This window comes from Acidovorax sp. KPB24-03 (assembly GCF_057546605.1).
In genome coordinates this window covers 1-20137 of record NZ_BAAJYR010000052.1, presented here as the reverse complement: position 1 = coordinate 20137, position 20137 = coordinate 1, and the positions used below count along the sequence as shown (strand labels likewise).

General features: G+C 66.2%; 22 protein-coding genes. 13 read left to right on the top strand and 9 right to left on the bottom strand.

All coding sequences use genetic code 11. The features are described from left to right. Nucleotides 1-784, top strand: a 784-nt coding sequence (locus AC27KI_RS09125) for a calcium-binding protein (protein WP_487113513.1), incomplete at its 5' end; no start/stop codon positions are given. 221 nt (nucleotides 785-1005) lie between these two features. Here the strand turns inward: AC27KI_RS09125 and upp are convergent. The 3 genes from upp to AC27KI_RS09110 form a co-directional block, all read right to left on the bottom strand. Further along, nucleotides 1006-1635: a uracil phosphoribosyltransferase gene (gene upp, locus AC27KI_RS09120; protein WP_272552393.1), complete on the bottom strand. Its 630-nt coding sequence runs from the start codon at nucleotides 1633-1635 to the stop codon at nucleotides 1006-1008. A 109-nt stretch (nucleotides 1636-1744) separates the two neighbouring features. Then, nucleotides 1745-2719: a threo-3-hydroxy-L-aspartate ammonia-lyase gene (locus AC27KI_RS09115; RefSeq protein ID WP_317358828.1), complete on the bottom strand. Its 975-nt coding sequence runs from the start codon at nucleotides 2717-2719 to the stop codon at nucleotides 1745-1747. A gap of 169 nt (nucleotides 2720-2888) precedes the next feature. Next, nucleotides 2889-3749, bottom strand: coding sequence for an enoyl-CoA hydratase-related protein (locus AC27KI_RS09110; protein WP_284430859.1), 861 nt, complete (start codon nucleotides 3747-3749; stop codon nucleotides 2889-2891). Between the two features lie 141 nt (nucleotides 3750-3890). Between AC27KI_RS09110 and AC27KI_RS09105 the strand changes: the two genes are divergently transcribed. Then, entirely contained in the window at nucleotides 3891-4658 is a 768-nt protein-coding gene (locus AC27KI_RS09105; RefSeq protein ID WP_272563770.1) for a basic amino acid ABC transporter substrate-binding protein, read from the top strand. A gap of 102 nt (nucleotides 4659-4760) precedes the next feature. Beyond that, nucleotides 4761-5528, top strand: a complete 768-nt coding sequence (locus tag AC27KI_RS09100; protein WP_272563769.1) for an amino acid ABC transporter permease — start codon at nucleotides 4761-4763, stop codon at nucleotides 5526-5528. 27 nt (nucleotides 5529-5555) lie between these two features. Here the strand turns inward: AC27KI_RS09100 and AC27KI_RS09095 are convergent, their stop codons facing one another. After that, entirely contained in the window at nucleotides 5556-6257 is a 702-nt protein-coding gene (locus AC27KI_RS09095; RefSeq protein ID WP_284425438.1) for a glutathione binding-like protein, read from the bottom strand. Between the two features lie 38 nt (nucleotides 6258-6295). Further along, complete coding sequence (locus tag AC27KI_RS09090) at nucleotides 6296-7804, bottom strand: helicase HerA-like domain-containing protein (RefSeq protein ID WP_487089188.1); 1509 nt, start codon at nucleotides 7802-7804, stop codon at nucleotides 6296-6298. A gap of 82 nt (nucleotides 7805-7886) precedes the next feature. Between AC27KI_RS09090 and AC27KI_RS09085 the strand changes: the two genes are divergently transcribed. The 5 genes from AC27KI_RS09085 to rlmH all read left to right on the top strand — a co-directional run bounded on the left by AC27KI_RS09085 (nucleotide 7887) and on the right by rlmH (nucleotide 12443). Further along, nucleotides 7887-8606 carry a YebC/PmpR family DNA-binding transcriptional regulator gene (locus AC27KI_RS09085; RefSeq protein WP_272563766.1) on the top strand — a complete coding sequence of 240 codons (720 nt, stop codon included), beginning with the start codon at nucleotides 7887-7889 and terminating at the stop codon, nucleotides 8604-8606. An 82-nt stretch (nucleotides 8607-8688) separates the two neighbouring features. After that, nucleotides 8689-9969 carry a phosphoribosylamine--glycine ligase gene (gene purD / locus AC27KI_RS09080; protein WP_317358836.1) on the top strand — a complete coding sequence of 427 codons (1281 nt, stop codon included), beginning with the start codon at nucleotides 8689-8691 and terminating at the stop codon, nucleotides 9967-9969. After that, a complete protein-coding gene (gene hemF / locus AC27KI_RS09075) occupies nucleotides 9969-10934 on the top strand; it encodes an oxygen-dependent coproporphyrinogen oxidase (protein ID WP_487089189.1) in 966 nt (321 codons plus the stop codon). The genes purD and hemF overlap by 1 nt, the downstream gene beginning before the upstream one ends. Before the next feature lie 194 nt (nucleotides 10935-11128). Continuing rightward, on the top strand, nucleotides 11129-11956 hold the full coding sequence (gene rsfS / locus AC27KI_RS09070; protein ID WP_487113512.1) for a ribosome silencing factor: 828 nt from the start codon (nucleotides 11129-11131) through the stop codon (nucleotides 11954-11956). A gap of 19 nt (nucleotides 11957-11975) precedes the next feature. Further along, entirely contained in the window at nucleotides 11976-12443 is a 468-nt protein-coding gene (rlmH, locus tag AC27KI_RS09065; protein ID WP_054255308.1) for a 23S rRNA (pseudouridine(1915)-N(3))-methyltransferase RlmH, read from the top strand. A 20-nt stretch (nucleotides 12444-12463) separates the two neighbouring features. Here the strand turns inward: rlmH and AC27KI_RS09060 are convergent, their stop codons facing one another. Beyond that, entirely contained in the window at nucleotides 12464-13084 is a 621-nt protein-coding gene (locus tag AC27KI_RS09060) for a GNAT family N-acetyltransferase (RefSeq protein WP_487113511.1), read from the bottom strand. 115 nt (nucleotides 13085-13199) lie between these two features. Between AC27KI_RS09060 and AC27KI_RS09055 the strand changes: the two genes are divergently transcribed. The 5 genes from AC27KI_RS09055 (at nucleotide 13200) to AC27KI_RS09035 (ending at nucleotide 17156) form a co-directional block, all read left to right on the top strand. Further along, the gene (locus AC27KI_RS09055) at nucleotides 13200-13817 is read left to right on the top strand and encodes a Maf family protein (protein WP_487113514.1); all 618 of its coding nucleotides are present in this window, start codon (nucleotides 13200-13202) and stop codon (nucleotides 13815-13817) included. Between the two features lie 76 nt (nucleotides 13818-13893). Further along, nucleotides 13894-15381, top strand: coding sequence for a ribonuclease G (gene rng, locus AC27KI_RS09050; RefSeq protein ID WP_284400347.1), 1488 nt, complete (start codon nucleotides 13894-13896; stop codon nucleotides 15379-15381). A gap of 102 nt (nucleotides 15382-15483) precedes the next feature. Then, nucleotides 15484-16110, top strand: a complete 627-nt coding sequence (locus tag AC27KI_RS09045; RefSeq protein WP_487089192.1) for a TetR/AcrR family transcriptional regulator — start codon at nucleotides 15484-15486, stop codon at nucleotides 16108-16110. Next, the gene (locus AC27KI_RS09040) at nucleotides 16107-16448 is read left to right on the top strand and encodes an SMR family transporter (protein WP_487089193.1); all 342 of its coding nucleotides are present in this window, start codon (nucleotides 16107-16109) and stop codon (nucleotides 16446-16448) included. Before AC27KI_RS09045 ends, AC27KI_RS09040 begins: the two co-directional genes overlap by 4 nt. A gap of 21 nt (nucleotides 16449-16469) precedes the next feature. Then, nucleotides 16470-17156 (top strand): pentapeptide repeat-containing protein, encoded by a 687-nt coding sequence (locus tag AC27KI_RS09035; protein ID WP_487089194.1) that lies wholly within the window; start codon nucleotides 16470-16472, stop codon nucleotides 17154-17156. Between the two features lie 143 nt (nucleotides 17157-17299). Here the strand turns inward: AC27KI_RS09035 and AC27KI_RS09030 are convergent, their stop codons facing one another. The 3 genes from AC27KI_RS09030 to AC27KI_RS09020 all read right to left on the bottom strand — a co-directional run. Then, complete coding sequence (locus AC27KI_RS09030; RefSeq protein WP_487113510.1) at nucleotides 17300-17923, bottom strand: hypothetical protein; 624 nt, start codon at nucleotides 17921-17923, stop codon at nucleotides 17300-17302. 241 nt (nucleotides 17924-18164) lie between these two features. Beyond that, nucleotides 18165-19337 carry a pyridoxal phosphate-dependent aminotransferase gene (locus tag AC27KI_RS09025; RefSeq protein WP_487089196.1) on the bottom strand — a complete coding sequence of 391 codons (1173 nt, stop codon included), beginning with the start codon at nucleotides 19335-19337 and terminating at the stop codon, nucleotides 18165-18167. 87 nt (nucleotides 19338-19424) lie between these two features. Beyond that, on the bottom strand, nucleotides 19425-20137 hold a 713-nt coding region (locus AC27KI_RS09020; RefSeq protein WP_487113509.1), incomplete at its 5' end, for a LysR substrate-binding domain-containing protein.

The window sequence follows — 20137 nt, the reverse complement described above, 5'->3', positions numbered from 1 at the left end:
GGAGAACCTGACGCTGACCGGTACGGCCGCCATCAACGGCACCGGCAACGCCCTGGCCAACAGCCTGACGGGCAACAGCGGGGCCAACCGGCTGGACGGTGGCGCAGGTGCGGACGCGATGAGCGGCGGCGCAGGCGACGACGTCTACGTGGTGGACAACGCCAGCGACACTGTGACGGAAGGCGCCAACGGCGGCACGGACACCGTGGAGTCCTCCATCGCCTACACGCTGGGGAGCGACGTGGAGAACCTGACGCTGACGGGATCGTCCGCGCTCAACGGCACCGGCAACGCGCTGAACAACCGGCTGCTGGGCAACGCGGGCGCCAACACGCTGACCGGCGGCGCGGGCGCGGACTACCTGGACGGCGCGGCCGGGGCCGACACGCTGGTCGGCGGGTTGGGCAACGACACCTACTGGCTCGGCAGAGGCTACGGCCTCGACACGATCCAGGAGAACGACAGCACCAGCGGCAACCAGGACATCGCGAAGTTCGCCAATGACATCTCATCGCGCCAACTGTGGTTCCGCAAGTCAGGAAACAACCTGGAGGTGAGCGTCATCGGCACGAACGACAAATTCATGGTGACCGACTGGTATTCCGGTACCAAGAACCAGGTGGAGCGGTTCGACGCGGGGGACGGCAAGAGCCTCACCAACAGCCAGGTGCAAAACCTGGTGCAGGCCATGGCGTCGTTCTCGCCGCCCGCGGCGGGGCAGACGACGCTGCCGGCCAACTATCAGAGTGGGCTGGAGTCGGTACTGGCGGCGAACTGGAAGTGAGGAGTGGTGCGGCCCGGGCCAACCGGGCCGCACCGCGCTGATCGATGTGGCATGGCTAACAGACAAGAATTGCTATCAAAAAAATAGCAATACAGGCAATCAAAACTTCGGCATGGGCGAGATTTCATGTCAAAACACCGAAAACTGTTTGTCGGAGTCGATGAGCCAAGCGAAGTACAAGCGAGATTTCCGTTCAAAGCCCCGCGCAATCAAAGACCAGGCTATTTCGTCCCGAAGATCCGGTCCCCGGCATCCCCCAGCCCGGGCAGGATGTAGCCGTGGTCGTTCAGTTCGCGGTCGATCGCGGCGGTGTAGATCGGCACGTCGGGATGGGCCTTTTGCAAGGTGGCCACGCCTTCCGGTGCGGCCAGCAGGCAGACGAACTTGATCGAGCGGGGGTTGAGTTTCTTCAGGCGGTCCACCGCGGCCGCGGCGGAGTTGCCGGTGGCGAGCATGGGGTCCACGACGATGATGTCGCGCTCTTCCATTTCGGACGGCATCTTGAAGTAGTACTCGACCGGCTGCAGTGTCTGCGGGTCGCGGTACAGGCCGATGTGGCCCACGCGGGCGCCCGGGATCACGTTGAGCATGCCGTCCAGAAAGCCGTTGCCGGCGCGCAGGATGGACACGAGCACCTGCTTCTTGCCGTCGATCACCTGGCCCGTCATGGTTTCCAGCGGGGTTTCGATCTGCACGTCCTGCAGCGGCATGTCGCGCGTGACCTCGTAGGCCATCAGGGTGCTGAGTTCGCCGAGCAGGCGGCGAAAGCTGTTGGTGCTGGCGTCCTTCTTGCGCATCAGGGTCAGCTTGTGCTGGACCAGGGGATGGGTGATGACGTGGACATTGCTCATGGGCTGGGGCCTCTTGTTGGGAAAGTGAAAAGCTGGAAAACCGGTCTGCAGGGGGCAGGGGAAAGAAAAGGTGCGTGCGTCGCCGCCCAGGGGCGGCGCGGGGCGCGGATCAGTCTGCCAGAAAGCGTGCGTACCGCGCCAGGTCGACGTTGCCGCCGCTCACGATGATGCCCACGCGCTTGCCATGCAGGTCCACGCCGCCATGCAGGGCGCCCGCGAAGGCGAGGGCGCCGGTGGGCTCCACGACGATCTTCATGCGCTCGGCGAAGAAGCGCATGGCCTGCACCAGCTGCTCGTCGGTGGCGGTGACGATGTCGGCCACGTCGCGCTGGATGATGGGAAAGGTGATGCTGCCCAGTGCCTGGGTCTGCGCGCCGTCGGCGATGGTGTGGGGCGTGTCGATGCGCACGATGCGGCCGGCGCGCAGCGATTGCTGGGCGTCGTTGCCGGCGGCCGGCTCCACGCCGATCACCTGGCAGTCCGGGGCCAGCGCCTTCGCGGCCAGAAGGCTGCCGGACAGCAATCCGCCGCCGCCCAGGCAAACGAACAGGTAGTCGAGGTCGGGCACTTCTTCGAGCAGCTCCTTGGCGGCGGTACCCTGGCCGGCGATGACGTGCGGATGGTCGAACGGCGGCACCAGGGTCATGCCGCGCTCCTGCGCGAGCCGGTGGCTGATGGCTTCGCGGTCTTCGGTGAAGCGGTTGTAGGTGACGACCTGGGCGCCGTACTCGCGCGTGGCAGCCATCTTGGCGGTGGGCGCATCCTCGGGCATGACGATCAGGGCGGGCATGTCCAGCAGGCGGGCCGAGAGGGCGATGGCCTGCGCATGGTTGCCGGAAGAAAAAGCCAGCACGCCGCCTTCGCGCTGGGTGGCGTCGAACTGCGCCAGGGTGTTGTAGGCACCGCGGAACTTGAAGGCGCCCATGCGCTGCAGGTTCTCGCACTTGAAAAAGAGCTGGGCGCCGCACTGCTGGTCCGCCGTGCTGGAGCGCGCCACGGGCGTGCGGTGCGCGACGCCCTGGAGCCGATGGGCCGCGTCGGCGACGTCGGTGTAGGTGGGCAGGGCCGGGATGTGCGTAGGCATGGCAGCGTCCTCGCGTAGACGGGATCGGAAAGAGCACGCATCATAGCCCGCCAGCGAGCGGCGGAGCGCGGAAATGGGCTGCAGCGCAAGCCCAGCAAGCGCAGGCAGCTATGGAATTTGATAGCAAAGGCCCGCCTGTCGCAGCCCGCAGGCCGGGCGGACCGATCGCTCACCCTCCATCGCTGAAGCGCTGCAGCGGCGCGAGCGGAGGAAAGGCGCCCTCGCGCCTGCCACGCATCGCGTCCACGGCCTCGCCCACATGCCGGTTGCTCCAGATCGCGCCCTGCAGCCAGCCCATCTGGCGCAGGCTGTCGTCCACCGAGTGGTCGCGCGCATAGTGCACGGCCTGCTTGGTGCCCCAGATGGCGACCGGCGGCTTGGCGGCGATCTCGCGGGCGCAGGCCAGGGCCGCGTCCAGCATCGCCGCCTGCGTGTCGAACAGTTCGTTGACCAGCCCGCAGGCCAGGGCGCGCGGTGCGGGCAGGCGCCGGCCGGTATAGGCCAGCTCCTTGACGATGCCCAGCGGAATCAGCTTGGGCAGGCGCTGCAGCGTGCCCACGTCGGCCACCATGCCGATGTTGATCTCCTGGATGCAGAAGAACGCGTCCTGCGTGGCGTAGCGGATGCAGGCGGCCGTCACCATGTCCACCGCGCCGCCGATGCAGCCGCCGTGGATGGCGGCGATCACGGGAATGCGCAGCGATTCGATACGCGTGAACGTGGCCTGCATGTCGGTCAGCAGGTCGAAGACGGCGGCGCGGCCTTCGGGGCTCTGGTCGTCCATGGCGATGGCGCCACCGAACGTGTCCAGCGCCATGCCGGCCGAAAAGTGCTTGCCCGTGCTGCTGATGACGAGCGCGCGCGCCTCGCCCGACCGGTGCAGCCGCGCCAGCACGGTGTCCAGCTCGCGCCAGAACGCCGGGTGCATGGTGTTCAGGGCCTCCGGCCGGTTCAGCACCAGATGCGCCACCTGGTCCGTGATGGCGAGCGAAAAGCAGGTGAGGGCGGGGAGGTCGGTGGTATCGGTCATGCGGCGCACTCTAGGCGGGTTGGCGCCAAGGCGGCCGTCACCTGTGCGACGGCGGCGTTGGGCGGCACCGCAAGGAAGGCACGGGGGGCCGGCCGATATACTTCCCGGTCCTGTTTCCGGGCTTTCCCGCCCCATCTCCCCATGCAAATCTCCCGCCGCCTTTTCGCCCTGGGCCTTGGCCTGGCTGCCGCAATGACCGCTCCGCTGGCTGCCCACGCGCAGGACCGCGAGCTGACCGTGGCCTCCAGCGCCACCTATGCGCCGTTCGCCTTCGAGAACAAGGACAAGCAGATCGTCGGTTTCGACATCGACATCATCAACGCCATCGCGAAGAAGCAGTCGCTCAAGATCAAGGTGGTGAACACCCCCTGGAGCGGCATTTTCGCGGCGCTGAACAACGGCGATGTGGACCTGGTGATCTCCGGCGTGACCATCAATGACAAGCGCCGCCAGAGCTACGACTTCACCGAGCCGTACTTCGCCGCCCAGCAGCTGATCGCCGTGCCCAAGGCGAGCTCCGTGGCTTCGCTGAAGGACCTGGCAGGCAAGAAGATCGCCGTGGTGAATGCCTCCACGGCGGACGACGTGGCCTCGCGCGAGTTTGGCAAGACCAGCCCGAACATCCGGCGCTTCGAGAGCACGCCGCTCATCATTTCCGAACTGGCGGGCGGCGGCGTGGATGCGGCCATCGGCGACAACGGTGTGATCGCCTACCGCGTGGCGCAGAACGCCGCGCTGAAGACGGTGGAAGACCCCGCGTTCCCCGTCGAGGGTTTCGGCATCGTCGTCAAGAAGGGCGACAAGGCGCTGCAGGACAAGCTCAACGCCGGCCTGGCCGCCGTGCGGGCCGATGGCAGCTACAACGAGATCTACAAGAAGTGGTTCGGCAAGGAATACAAGCCACGCTGATCGCTGATCGGCACGCCGCTTTTCGGCATGACACCACGGCCGCGCTGCGGCCGTTTTTGCGGGCGCCTATGCGCCCGACGCGACCAATGAGAGGAAGAGGCCATGGAGCCTGTTGAGTGGTTTGGCTGGTTCCGGCCGGACATCCTGGTGGAATACAAGGACCTGTTCATCCAGGGCGCGTGGATGACGATCGGCGTGACGGTGGTGTGCGTGCTGCTGGGCGGCACATGGGGCCTGCTGCTCGCGCTGGCCCGCCTGGCGCAGGCGCGCCATGCGCCGCTGAGCTGGGTGTGCCGCTATCTGCTGCGGTGGCCATCCACCGTGTATGTGAGCTTCTTTCGCGGCACGCCGTTGTTCGTGCAGATCCTGCTGATGCACTTCGCGGTGCTGCCGCTGTTCATCCATCCGACCTCGGGCCTGCTGGTGACGGGCGACTTCGCGCGCACGCTCAAGCAGGAGCATGGCGCGCTGATCTCGGGGATCGTGGCGCTCACGCTCAATTCCGCCGCGTACATCTCGGAGGTGTTCCGCGCGGGCATCCAGTCGATCGCGCGCGGGCAGTCCGATGCGGGGCGCTCGCTGGGCTTCACGCCCGGGCAGGTAATGCGCTACGTGGTGCTGCCGCAGGCCTTTCGCCGCATGCTGCCGCCGCTGGGCAACAACGCGATCGCGCTGCTGAAAGACACCTCGCTGATCTCCGCCATCGGCCTGGCCGAGATGGCCTATGCAGCGCGCACCGTGGCCGGGGCCTATTCGCGCTACTGGGAGCCGTATCTGGCGATTGCCCTGGCCTACTGGATCATGACGCTCGCGCTGACCGGCGCGCTGCGCAGGCTGGAAAGCCACTTGGCGCGCAGCGACCGGGTCTGAAGCCGCTGCTGGAAGGCGCTGGCGGTTTCAGCGCCGCACGGTGCTGGCGTCCTGCCCGAACAGCACCTTCTTCGCGTCTTCGTCCACAGTGGGGGCGGTGTTGATGCGCTGGACCAGGTCGTACGCCCGTACGGTGGCGGGTCGCTCTCGGATGCGTTCGAACCATTGCGCCAGGTGCGGGAAGTCCTTGAGGTTCTGCCGCTGGCGCTCGTGCGGAACGATCCAGGGGTAGCAGGCCATGTCGGCGATGGAATACGTGCCGGCGATGTACTCGCGGCCATCGGACAGGTGCTTGTCCAGCACGCCATACAGGCGCCCGGTTTCCTTCACGTAGCGGTCGATCGCGTAGGCGATGGGCTCCGGCGCATATTGCGTGAAGTGGTGGTTCTGGCCCGCCATGGGACCCAGGCCTCCCATTTGCCAGAACAGCCACTGCAGGGCTTCGGTGCGGCCGCGCAGGTCCTGGGGAACGAACTTTCCCGTCTTGTCGGCCAGGTACAGCAGGATGGCGCCGGATTCGAACACCGAAATGGGCTCGCCGCCCCCCTTGGGCGCATGGTCCACGATGGCGGGAATGCGGTTGTTGGGTGCGATGCGCAGGAAGTCGGGCTGGAACTGCTCGCCCCGGCCGATGTTCACGGGCCGCACGCGATAAGGCAATGCGGCCTCTTCGAGGAACATCGTGATCTTGTGGCCGTTGGGCGTGGTCCAGTAGTGCAGGTCGATCATGGCAGGGTCCTTTGGGTTTTCTGGCGAGGGCGGATTCATCAGCGCTTGCGGCCACCGAACAGGCTGCCCAGCACGCCGCGCAGGATCTCCTTGCCCAGCGAGGTGCCCATGGTGCGCACGGCGGATTTGGCCATGGTCTGCACCAGCCCGTCGTGCTTGCCGCCGCGTGGGCCGGTCGAGCCGAACAGCACGTCGTTCAGCCCGCCCATGACACCGCCGCCCGCGCCGTCGGTGGTGCCCCCCTTGGAGCCGGCGGGCGCCGTGGCGGCGGCTTCGGTGCGGCCCTGGAGCTTTTCGTAGGCGGATTCACGGTCCACGGCTTTCTCGTACACGCCGGCGACGAGCGAACCGGCCAGCAACGCCTGGCGCTGGGCGGGCGTGATGGGCCCCAACTGGCTGGCAGGGGGCAGCACGAACACGCGCTCGGTCACGCTGGGCCGGCCCTTGGCGTCCAGGAAGCTCACCAGCGCCTCGCCCACCGCCAGTTCGGTGATGGCGGTCTCGATGTCCAGGCCCGGCTTCTGGCGCATGGTGGTGGCCGTGGCCTTCGCCGCTTTCTGGTCGCGCGGCGTGAAGGCGCGCAGCGCGTGCTGCACGCGGTTGCCCAACTGGGCCAGCACGCTATCGGGAATGTCGAGCGGGTTCTGGGTGACGAAGTACACGCCCACGCCCTTGGACCGCACCAGCCGCACCACCAGTTCGATGCGCTCGATGAGCACTTTGGGCGCTTCGTTGAACAGCAGGTGGGCCTCGTCAAAGAAGAAGACGAGTTTAGGGACTTCCGGGTCGCCGATCTCGGGCAGCTGCTCGAACAGTTCCGACAGCATCCACAGCAAGAAGGTGGCATACAGGCGCGGCGAATTCATGAGCTTGTCGGCGGCCAGGATGTTCACGACACCTCGCCCGTCCACCGTCTGCATGAGGTCGTTGATGTCGAGCATGGGCTCGCCGAAGAACTGGGTGCCGCCCTGTTGCTCGATCTGCAGCAGGCCCCGTTGGATCGCGCCTACGCTGGCGGCGCTGATATTGCCGTACCCTGTCGTGAATTCCTTGGCGTTGTCCCCGACGTACTGGAGCATGGACCGCAGGTCTTTGAGGTCGAGCAGCAGCAGGCCGTTGTCGTCGGCGATCTTGAAAACCAGGTTGAGCACGCCCAGCTGGGTTTCGTTCAGGTTGAGCATGCGGCCCAGCAGCAGCGGGCCCATGTCGGACACCGTGGCGCGCACCGGGTGGCCTTGCTGGCCGAACACGTCCCACAGGGTGGTGGGGCAGGCCAGGGGCTCCGGCAGCGGAAGGTCTCGCTCCTTGAGCGTGGCCGCCAGCTTGTCGCCGATACTGCCCGGTTGGCTGATGCCGGTAAGGTCACCCTTGATGTCGGCCATGAACACCGGCACACCGATGCGCGAGAAGCCTTCGGCCAGCGTCTGCAGGGTGACCGTCTTGCCCGTGCCGGTGGCACCGGTGATGAGGCCGTGGCGGTTGGCCAGGCCGGGCAGCAGATGGCATTCGGTGGTGCCATGCTTGGCAATGAGAAGAGGTTCGGCCATGGCGTCGGGGTGCGGAGTGGGGTGGGGTGCGTCAAAAGTAAAATCGCGGGCAGTAGATTAAATCAATACCAGAAGGACTCCTGTGGCAGGACACAGCAAATGGGCAAACATCCAGCACCGCAAAGGTCGGCAGGATGAAAAGCGCGGCAAGATCTGGACCCGGATCATTCGAGAGATCACGGTGGCGGCACGGGCGGGCGGGGGCGATGTCTCCGCCAATCCCCGGTTGCGTCTGGCCATCGAAAAGGCCAAGGCGGCGAACATGCCGGCCGACCGCATCAAGTACAACATCGACAAGGCCACCGGCAATGCCGAAGGCGTGAGCTACGAGGAAATCCGCTACGAAGGCTACGGCATCGGCGGCGCGGCCATCATCGTGGACACCATGACCGACAACCGCGTGCGCACCGTGGCCGAAGTGCGCCACGCCTTCAGCAAGCATGGCGGCAACATGGGCACCGAAGGCTCCGTGGCCTTCCAGTTCAAGCACTGCGGCCAATTGATCTTCGCACCGGGCACCAGCGAGGACCAGGTGATGGAAGTGGCGCTGGAAGCCGGCGCGGAGGATGTGGTCACGGGCGAGGACGGCGCCATCGAAGTGCTCACCGCCTACGCCGATTTCGAAGCGGTGAAGAACGCGCTGGAGGCCGCCGGCCTGGTGCCGGAGGTGGCCGAGGTCACCATGCGCGCCGAAAACACCATCGAGCTCGAAGGCGAAGACGCCGCGCGCATGCAAAAACTCCTCGACGTGCTGGAAGACCTGGACGACGTGCAAGAGGTCTATCACAACGCTGCCTTATGAACATGAGCCTGAACCTCTGCAATCGACCCCTGCCCGCCGAAGGGCCCACCTGCCTGCCGCCAGCGGCCCATCGGAGTCCGGTATGAAAGTCCTCGTGATTGGCGGCGGCGGCCGTGAACATGCCATGGCCTGGAAGCTTTCGCAGTCTCCCAAGGTCACGAAGGTCTTTGTGGCGCCGGGCAACGGCGGCACGGCCTTGAATCCCAAGCTCGAGAACGTGGCCATCACCGATGTGCGCGAACTGCGGGCCTGGGCGCACGAGCAGAAGATCGCGCTCACCGTGGTCGGCCCCGAGGCGCCTCTGGCCGCCGGCGTGGTGGACGAATTCCGCGCGCACGGACTGCGCATCTTCGGGCCCACGAAGGCTGCCGCGCAGCTCGAAAGCTCCAAGGCGTTCTCCAAGGCCTTCATGCGCCGCCATGGCATTCCCACGGCGGACTACGACACCTTCACCGATCCGGTGGCGGCCCATGCCTTCGTGGAGCGGCTGGGAGCGCCGATCGTCATAAAGGCCGACGGCCTGGCGGCCGGCAAGGGCGTGGTGGTGGCCATGTCGCTGCAGGAGGCCCATGACGCGGTGGACTTCATGCTGGTGGACAACAAGTACGGCGTGACGCACAACGAAGGCGGCGCACGCGTCGTGATCGAAGCGTTCCTGCAAGGCGAGGAAGCCAGCTTCATCGTGCTGTGCGACGGCAAGAACGTCACCGCCCTGGCGACCAGCCAGGACCACAAGCGCCTGAAGGACGGCGACCAGGGTCCCAACACCGGTGGCATGGGCGCGTATTCGCCCGCGCCCGTGGTCACCGCCGACGTGCACGCCCGCGCCATGCGCGAGATCATCCTGCCCACCATCCGTGGCATGGAAAAGGATGGCATTCCATACACGGGCTTCCTGTACGCCGGCCTGATGATCGATTCGACCGGCCACCCCAAGACGCTGGAGTTCAACTGCCGCATGGGGGATCCGGAGACGCAGCCGATCCTCATGCGCCTCAAGAGCGATTTCGTCGATGTGCTGGGCGCCGCGGTGGACGGCAAGCTTGACCAGGTCGAATTGCAATGGGACCGCCGCACCGCGCTGGGCGTGGTGATGGCCGCGCACGGCTACCCGGAAGATCCGCGCAAGGGCGATGCGATCACTGGCCTGCCTGCGGACGCCGACGAAGCCATGGTGTTCCATGCTGGCACGGCGCTGAAGGACGGCGTGCCGCACACCACGGGCGGACGCGTGCTGTGCGTGACCGTGCTGGCCGACAGCGTGAAGCAGGCGCAGCAGCGTGTGTACGACGTGGCCCGTGGCATCCATTTCGATGGCGCGCAGTACCGCCGCGACATCGGCCACCGCGCGGTGAAGAGCTGATGGCGGCACCCGCACCGACGCCTGCCCTGAACGCGGCCGACACGGCCACCCGCGTGCGGGCCTACCTGGAAGGGCTGCAGGCACGCATCACCTCGGCCCTGGAAGAGATCGAAGGGCCGGTAGCGCGCGGTGGCGGCCGGGTCCTGAACGACGCGTGGCGCAAGGCGCCGGGCGAACCGCTGCAGGGCGACGGCATCACCCGCATTCTGGAGGGTGGCCGCGTGTTCGAGCGCGCGGGCTGCGGCTTCTCGCACGTGCGGGGCGCCACGCTGCCGCCATCGGCCACGCAGCACCGGCCCGAGCTGGCTGGCGCACCGTTCGAGGCCATGGGGGTATCGCTGGTGTTCCACCCGGTCAACCCCTATGTGCCCACGGTGCACATGAACGTGCGCATGATCGTGGCGGCTCCGGCCGAAGGCGCGCCGGTGTGTTGGTTCGGCGGTGGCATGGACCTCACGCCCTACTATGGTTTCGAAGAAGACGCGGTGCACTTTCACCGCGCCTGCCGCGATGCGCTCAACCCCTTCGGCGAGGGCCTGTACCTGCGTTTCAAACGCTGGTGCGACGAGTACTTCTACCTCAAGCACCGCAACGAGCAGCGTGGCGTGGGAGGCATCTTCTTCGACGATTTTTCCGAGCTGGGCTTCGAGCGCAGCCTGGGCATGGTGCAGTCCGTGGGGGATGCGTTCCTGGGCGCCTACCTGCCCATCGTGCATCGGCGCCAGGCGATCCCGTTCGGTGATCGGCAGCGCGAGTTCCAGTGCTACCGGCGCGGTCGCTATGTGGAGTTCAACCTGGTGTGGGACCGGGGCACGCACTTCGGCCTGCAGTCGGGCGGGCGCACCGAATCGATCTTGCTGTCGATGCCGCCCATGGCGGGCTGGTCGTACCAGCGCCAGGAGGCTCCGGGCTCGCCCGAGGCTGAGCTCACGCGGCGCTTTCTGGTGCGGCGGGACTGGCTCTGAACCCAGCCTGTGCGTTCGCAAAAAGGCCGAAAGCTATAATTTCAATAGCTGCTCGCGCTCATGCCATGAGCGCCGAAGGCCAAAAAACACCCTTGATGTGCGCGGGATGGCCGAATCGCCACCCGGGCCCGCCGCATTGGCCGATGCACGGGTTGCACGCTATATTGGCCCCATCCTTTTTAGACAAACGCCTGATGACCACCTCCTCCAAATCGGAATCCGCTGCCAAAAAAGACGTCACCAAGCTCCAGCGCGCCATCGTCGATGGCCTGGAAGACGTCAAAGCGCAAGACATCCAGGTGTTCAACACCGAGCACCTCTCGCCGCTGTTCGAGCGCGTGATCGTGGCGTCGGGCACCTCCAACCGCCAGACCAAGGCGCTGGCGGCCAGCGTGCGCGATGCGGTGCGCGAAGCGGGCTTCGGCAAGCCCCGCATCGAGGGTGAGGACAACGGCGAGTGGATCATCGTGGACTGCGGCGCCGCCGTGGCGCACATCATGCAGCCGGCCATCCGCCAGTACTACCGCCTGGAAGAGATCTGGGGCGATACCCCCGTGCGCTTGAAGCTCGGCGCTGCCAAGCCCAAGGCCGTGGAAGGCGCGGCAGGCACTGCGAAGAAAAAGCCCGCCGCCAAGAAGGCCGCCGCCGCTCCCGAACAACCCGCCCGCAAGCCCGGCGTGAGCAAGGTCGCCGCCAAGGCACCTGCTGCGAAAGCCCCGGCCAAGACCGCAGCCAAGGCGACCGCAAAGCCGGCCGGCCGTGGCGCCCTGAAGCAGGCCGCGCCTGCAAAGACGACCGCGAAGACGGCGGCCAAGACGACCGCCAAGCCGGTGGCCAAGGCGCCCATCAAAACCCTGGTGGTCAAGCCCATCGCCAAGAAGACGGCGGGCAAGCCCGCAGCCAAGAAGGCTCCGGGCCGCTCCACCGCCGCTGCGGCCCCCAAGGCAGCGCCCCGTGCTACCACCGTGAAGACGGCGGCCAAGCGCCCCGCCGCCAAGAAGTCGCCGACCCGCAGGGGCTGAGCCAGCGCCTGAGCGATCGATGAAGTTGCTGATCGTGGCCGTGGGCCAGCGGGTGCCCGATTGGGCGCAGACGGCCTACGACGACTACGCCAAGCGGTTTCCTCCGGAACTGAAGGTCGAGCTCAAGGCGGTGAAGACCGAGCCGCGCGGCTCCAAGACGCTGGAGACGCTCTACGCCGCCGAGCGCGAGCGCATCGAGGCCGCCATACCCCGCGGCACCCGTGTGGTGGCGCTGGACGAGCGGGGCACGTCCCTCACCACCAAAGCACTCGCAGAGCGCCTCAAAGGCTGGCAATTGGGGGGCGACGACGTGGCCCTGGTCATCGGCGGACCCGATGGCCTGGACCCCGCTTTTCGGCAGGCTGCGCACGAGCGCATACGGCTGTCCGACCTGACCTTGCCGCACGCCATGGTGCGGGTGCTGCTGATCGAGCAGCTTTACCGGGCGTGGTCGGTGAACGCGGGGCACCCCTACCACCGCGAATGAGCGCTGACGACCCGGCGGTGTCAGGCCTCGGCCAGTTCTTCGGACGGCGCAGCCGTTGCGCTGAGGTTGGCGGCTGGCGCCTGCAGGGCATAGGCGGGCGCGAACTCCGTGGCCAGCAGGCTGAAGGACAGCAGATCATGGTGCCGTCCGCTCCAGAACCCTGCACTGCGCAGCAGCCCTTCCCGCTGGAACATCCAACGCTGCAGCATGCGGATCGATGGCAGGTTGTCGGGATGCACCGTGGCGCTGATGCGCATCAGCTGGAGATGGAGGAAGCACCAGTTCAGCACCCTGCCGATTGCTTCGTTCATGAAGCCCTGGCCCTGGTACGGCGCCGCCAGTTCATAGCCCAGTGCGGCGCTGAGCGTGGCGGCGTCGCACTGCGTGAAGTTGCATTGCCCGATCATGCCCGGCGCGTCCTTGCGCTCGATGGCCCAGCAGAACCCCGGGACGGGCCGCTGCGTCAACTGATCGGCCCAGTTCACGAAATCCAGCGCACCCTCCAGATCGTGGATCGCGTTGTAGCCGGCCCACTGCCTTGACTCCGCATGCGCATGCATGGCGAGCATGGCCGGCGCATCGGCCGCCACCATCTTGCGCAGCCTGAGCCGCGGTGTCTCCAGTGTGGGAAAGAAGGTCATGCGCCATTCTTGAAAAGGCCGGTAGCGCAGGGCGGCTGGTTCCCGAAGTCGGCGCCGGCGAACCGAAGCGGCACGCGCGAGCGATCGGCTATCCTCGCGCCCCGTGCCGTCCTCTATTCCTTCCTTCATCTATCTCGCATCCCAAAGCCCGCGCCGCCGCCAACTGCTCGAGCAGTTGGGGGTTCGCCATGAACTGCTGCTGCCCAATGCCGATGGCGATGTGGCCGAAGACGCAGAAGCCATCGAGGTGCCGCTGACCAGCGAGCCGCCCGCCCGCTACGTGCAGCGTGTCACGGGGCTCAAGCTCGATGCGGCCGTCGCCCGCCGTGCCCGGCGCGGGTTGCCGGATGCGCCCATCCTTTGCTCGGACACTACGGTGGCCTGGGGCCGCACGATCTACGGCAAGCCCGAGGATGCCGCCGACGCGCGCCGCATGCTGGGCGAGTTGTCGGGGCGCACGCACCGCGTGCTCACGGCGGTGGCCCTGCAGCACGGCGAAACGCGGTCGGTCGCGCTGTCGGTCTCAAAAGTAACCTTTGCCGCACTCACGCCCGCCCAGATCGCGGCGTATGTGGACAGCGGCGAACCCATGGGCAAGGCCGGCGCGTATGGCATTCAGGGGCCCGCGGCGCAGTACGTGTCGCACCTGGCCGGCAGTTATACCGGCATCATGGGATTGCCCTTGTTCGAGACGGCGCAGCTGCTGCGCTCGGCCGGCATGCTGCGCGGCTGAATGGCGATGTGGGCCCAGTGACTCCGCCATGCAGGCGGGTTTCAGGCATCATGGGCGGCCACTTTTTTCCGACCCCATGCAACAAGACATCCTGATCAACTGGTCCCCCCAAGAAACCCGCGTGGCGGTGGTCGAGCACGGCGCGGTGCAGGAATTGCACGTGGAACGCACCCTGGAGCGGGGCCTTGTGGGCAACGTGTATCTGGGCAAGGTCTCGCGCGTGCTGCCGGGCATGCAGTCGGCGTTCATCGACATTGGGCTGGAGCGCGCGGCGTTCCTGCACGTGGCGGACGTGTGGCACCGCCAGGAAGGCGGCGAGGCACCCATGTTCGCGCGCAAGGGCGAGCCGCCGGTGCCCATCGAGAAACAGGTGTTCGAAGGCCAGTCGCTCATGGTGCAGGTCATCAAGGACCCCATCGGCACCAAGGGCGCGCGCCTGTCCACGCAGATCAGCATCGCGGGACGGCTGCTGGTGTTTCTGCCCCAGGACGACCACGTGGGCGTGTCGCAGAAGATTCCTGCCGACGAGCGCGATGCCCTGCGCGGGCGTCTGCAGGCACTGGTGGGCGACAAGGCGTCGGGAGGCGGCGGCGGGTTCATCCTGCGAACCAATGGGGAAGATTCCACCGACGCCGAACTGGCCGAAGACATCGCCTACCTGCGCAAGACCTGGGCGCGCATCAAGGACGCCTCGCTGCGCCTGCCACCCATGTCGCTGCTGCACCAGGATCTGAGCCTGCTTCAGCGCGTGCTGCGCGATCTGGTGGGGGAGGAAACGGCCACCATCCGCATCGACTCGCGCGAACAGTTTTCCGCACTGCAGGCCTTCGGGCACGAGTTCATGCCGGCTGCGGCGCCCAAGCTGCAGCTGTACAAGGGCGAGCGGCCCATCTTCGACCTGTATGGCATCGACGAGGAAATCGGCCGGGCCCTGGGCCGGCGCGTCGATCTGAAGTCGGGCGGCTACCTGATCGTGGACCAGACCGAAGCACTGACCACCATCGATGTGAACACGGGCGGCTATGTGGGCGCCCGCAATTTCGACGACACCATTTTCAAGACCAACCTGGAGGCGGCGCAGGCCATCGCAAGGCAGTTGCGGCTGCGCAATCTGGGCGGCATCGTGATTGCGGACTTCATCGACATGGCGCGCGAAGACCACCAGCAGGCCGTGCTCGCGGAATTCAAGAAGCAGCTCGCGCGCGACCGGGTCAAAACCATGGCTGGTGGCTTTTCGCAATTGGGCCTGGTCGAGATGACGCGCAAGCGCACCCGCGAATCCCTGGCCCACATGCTGTGCGAACCCTGCGAGCATTGCCAGGGCAAAGGCATCGTGAAGACCGCGCGCAGCGTGTGCTACGACATCCTGCGTGAAATCTTGCGTGAGGCGCGCCAGTTCAACCCACGCGAGTTTCGCGTTGTTGCCTCGCCTCGCGTGGTGGAACTGTTCCTCGACGAGGAGAGCCAGCACCTGGCAGGGCTGTCGGATTTCATCGGCAAGCCCATCTCGTTGCAGGCTGAAACGGCGGTGGGACAGGAGCAGTACGACATCGTGCTGCTCTGAGAAGCGGGCGTGCCGCCCCAAACAGGCAACTTGCAATCCTTATCGGGGCGCGGTCAAGCGGCGCCTGGATCAGCCCTGGAAACACAAGGAATCGGTAGTCCCATGGTGGATGCCGAAGCCATAATAAACAATCCATCCGGATGGTTTGTATGTATGTCTGAAGCCCATAAACGCCTGAAGCAACCCGAGTGGGTGCGCACCCGGTTGCTTGCCGTGGCGGCCGATCTGCTGGTGCAGGACGGCCCGGAGGCGGTCACCTTGGACGCTGTCGCGCACCGTGCCGGCGTGACCAAAGGCGGCTTGCAGCACCACTTTAGAACCAAGCAGGCGCTGCTGGATGCGCTGTGCGATCAGTTGTTCGATGCATTCGATGTGTTCTATGCCGCGGCACTCGAATCCGAGCCCGAAGCTCCAGGGCGGCACGCGCGGGCCTATCTGAAGACCTGTTTCCAAGGCGGCCAGACTGCCGAAGAGCGCCTCACGCAGCGTGCCATTGCCTTGCTCGCCTTGGCGTTGCCAGCCTGCCGCGAGCGCTGGAGCGCCAAGATGCGCGTGCTGCTGGCCGAGGACCGTGCCGATCGCGCCGCCACGGACCGATTGTTCCTGTGCCGCCTGGCGGCCGACGGCTTCTGGTTCGACCAGTTGCTGGATGTCTACGGCACGCCGCCAGACCGCAAGGACCGCCTTCTTTCCCTTCTGCTCGAACTCACCCAAGGAACCGCGCCATGACCTTGCACCCCAGCTATCTCATCTTGGGACTGGCCATCGCTTTGGAGGTCGTGGGCACCACCGCGCTCAAGGCGTCTGACGGATTCACCCGCCTGGCGCCCAGCCTGATCACCGGGGTGGCGTATGCCGCCTCGTTCTACGCACTCTCGCTGGCCTTGAAGACAATTCCGGTGGGGGTAGCCTATGCTATCTGGTCGGGCGTTGGCATCGTGCTGATTTCGGTGGTGGGCTGGGTGGTGTTTCGGCAGCGGCTCGACGCGCCGGCGATGGTCGGCCTGGGGCTGATCATCGCGGGGGTGCTGGTGGTCAATCTCTTTTCCAAGAGCGCGGGGCATTGAACCGTGATGGCCCGTTCCGACATGGATTCCGCGCTTTTCAGCGACCAGGTTTTTTCGCGCGGTGCGCTGGTGGCGGTCCTCGCAGGCCCGCATGGCCCGCTGGCGTTCGAGCACTGCCGGTTCGACGGAGAAGACCTTTCTGGCCTGGACCTGGGCGGTGCCCGGTTCCTGGATTGCACCTTCGCCGAGACCCGCTTCGAGAAGGCGATGCTGGCGGACTCGCGTTGGCTCGATTGCAAGGCGCGGCAAGCGGATTTCAGCTTGGCCGATCTGTCCGGCGCCCGGCTGTGCAGCAGCGATTTCAACAACACGCGTTGGACCGGCACCAAGCTGGCGGGCGTGCTGTTCACCGAGGCCAAGCTGACGGGGGCGCATTTCAATCAGGCGAGCACCTTGGGGCTGGAATTTCACCAGTGCCGACTGGTGGGCGCGGACCTGCGCGGGCTTTCGTTCCGCAAGCGCAGCCTGGAGCAATTGGATCTGTCCGAAGCCGACCTGGCTGGATGCGATTTCCGCGACGCGGTCTTCGAGGGTGGCAGCCTGCGGGATGCGAACCTGAAGAATGCACGGTTCGATGGCGCGGACCTGCGTTCGGTGGACCTGGGCGGCCTGACGGTGACCACCGTGGCCCAATCGTTCAAGGGTGCGATGCTGTCGACGGATCAGGCCGCTGCGCTCATCGGTGGCCTGGGCGTTCGCGTGGGCTGAACGGGCAGGGCGGGCCATCAGCGCTTTTGGCAAGCCACCGAATGCGCGCTAGCCTCCAGCTTTCGCTTTGCGTGCGGGACTGGTTGGCCGACTGACTTCGCTGGTTTTCGCGCTGCATGGCATTCACGGACGGCGCATGCCACTCAACGCGGGCAGCCGCCACGGGGGCCGGTGCATGGCAGTGGACCCGGCTGAATGCCCCTGGCGTGGCGGCGGTGCAAAAAAGCCATCAGCCCTGCCGTGCCAGCGGCTGCCAGGAGCAGCAGCGCCACATAGACGCCAAGCGCATGTCCGAACGCCACGGTGTCGTTCCATGAGCGTGCGATACCGAGAAACGATGCGTATAGCCACGAGATCGAAGACACGGTGGCAAATCCAGTCAGCAGCAGCACCCGGCCCAGAGGCCACTGCAGGAAGACCTTGCCCTGCTGCATGTAGGGAAACGCGAAATGGTGCATGAGCATTCCGTTCAACGTCAGCACGCACACGGTGAGCACTTTCATCCAGAGTTTCTCGTTGGCCAGATACCCGGGGTACTGTGCCTGGCCGACGTAGAGAAAGCCCAGCCCGGTCACCCACAGCACGCCCAACGCCACCGTCATCGTTCGCTTGGTGTGGAGCAGGTTCTCCCACTGCTGCGCTGAAATCGGGCGGTGGACGGAGCGAAGAAACCGGAAGTCATACTCCAGCATCTTTCCCACGGCAACGGCCATGGCGAGCAGGTGAACGAAGACGAGCGCATTCTTGAGGAGCATGGCGTGACGCACGGGGCGCCTTGAGAGTTGTCGCAGCGTGAGTGCCACAACCGTCCGTCTTTGGTTGCCTGCAGGTCAGCAGAATTTGCAGCGGGCACCTGACGGTTTCCATCAGCCCACTTGGGCGCGGCGTCCCATCGCGCCCCATGGCGCCCCATGGCGCCTTTGCTGATGCCCTGTCGCACAGGGCCGGATTTTCTTGCCTGGCTGCGCTACGCGTTGGCGGGACAACCAGAATGATCACCCTTTGTGATCAGAGCTTGCGCAGCCGCTGCAGTGCCTGGCGCAGCGTGTCGTCCTGCTTTGCAAAGCAAAACCGCACCACACGCTGGTCGAACCCGTCGCCGTAGAAGGCAGACAGCGGGATCGCCGCCACGCCCACCTCGCGGGTGAGCCACTGGCAAAAGTCGGACTCGTTCAGATCGCTCACGGCCGAGATGTCCACGCACTGGAAGTAGCTTCCCGTGCTGGGCAGCAACCGAAGGCGCGAGCCTTCCAGCCCCTGGCGGAACAGGTCGCGCTTGGCCTGGTAGAAAGCAGGCAATTGCAGGTAGGGCGCCGCGTTCTGCAGGTAGGTCGCCAGGCCGTGCTGCATCGGCGTGTTCACGGTGAATACATTGAACTGGTGCACCTTGCGAAACTCCGCCGTCAGCGCGGCCGGGGCCGCGACGGTGCCGACCTTCCAGCCGGTGACGTGGAAGGTCTTGCCGAAGCTCGACACGATGAACGCGCGTGCTGCCAGGCCGGGAAAGCGTGCCGCGCTCTCGTGCTGCGCGCCGTCGAACACCATGTGCTCGTACACCTCGTCGCTGATGAGCAGCACATCGGTGGGAGCGAGCAGTTCTTCCAGCGTGCGCATGTCCTCGGCCGTCCAGATGGTGGCGCTGGGGTTGTGCGGGCTGTTGATGATGAGCGCGCGCGTGCGCGGCGTGATGGCCGCGGCGATCTTGCCGAAATCGGGCCGGAAACTGCCCGGCGTGAGCGGCACCCGCACTACCGTGCCGCCTGCCAGTTCCACATTGGGGGCGTAGCTGTCGTAGCAGGGGTCGAGCACGATCACCTCGTCGCCCGCATGCACCGTCGCCAGGATGGAGGTCAGGATCGCCTGGGTGGCGCCAGCAGTGATGGTGATTTCCGTGTTGGCGTCATACCGGCGGGCATGGAGCGCTGCTATCTTGGCAGCCACGGCTTCACGCAGCGCAGGCACGCCTGCCATGGGCGGGTACTGGTTGTGCCCGGCGCGCATGGCGCGGTCCACGGCATCGATCAGCGCCGGGTCGCAGTGGAAGTCCGGAAAACCCTGGCCCAGGTTCACGGCGCCATGCTCGGCCGCCAGGGCCGACATCACCGTGAAGATGGTGGTGCCCACCTGGGGCAGTTTGCTGGGAAAGGCGGGCGTGCGCGGTGCGATGTCGGTGGAAGTCATGGCGCGAGGGGCTGGCTGGAAAGACGGTCTGGGAAAAGAGCAGGTTCGATGCGGAACGAAAGCCGCTTGGTATGCAAGCGGTGGGGGTCAGAGTTCGTAATCGTTCACGTGGCCGGTCATGGCCCGGGCGATGAGTTCGCGGTTCAGGCGGTCGCTCAGCAGCTCGGCGAACTTGTAGACGAAGTTGCGCAGGTAGGCGCCACGCTTGAACGCCACCCGCGCCACGCTCTGGCCGAAGAGGTGGCCCACGGGCCGCACCACCAGGTCGCCCAGCGGGTCGTCGCGCATCGCCATCTCGGCCACGATGCCGATGCCCAGGCCCAGGCGCACGTAGGTCTTGATCACGTCGGAGTCGATGGCTTCCAGCACGATGCGCGGCTGCAGCTTGCGGGCGGCGAACGCCTGGTCGATCTTGCCCCGGCCGGTGAACGACGGGTGGTAGGTGATGAGGGCCTCGTGCGCGATGTCGTCCAGGCCCAGGCGCTCCTTTTGCGCCAGTGGATGGGCGGTGGGCATCACCAGCACATGCTGCCATTCATAGCAGGGCAGGGTGACCAGATCGGGATAGTCTGCCAGCGACTCCGTGGCCATGCCGATCTCGGCCACCTCGTCGATCACCATGCGCGCCACCTCGTGCGGCGTGGCCTGGTGCAGGCTGATGTTGACCTTGGGGTACGCCTCGCGCAGCTTGGCCACGGGGAGGGGCAGCACATAGCGCGCCTGCGTGTGGGTGGTGGCGATGCTGAGGGTGCCGCTGTCCTGGGCGCTGAACTGTTCGCCGATGCGCTTGAGGTTGCCGA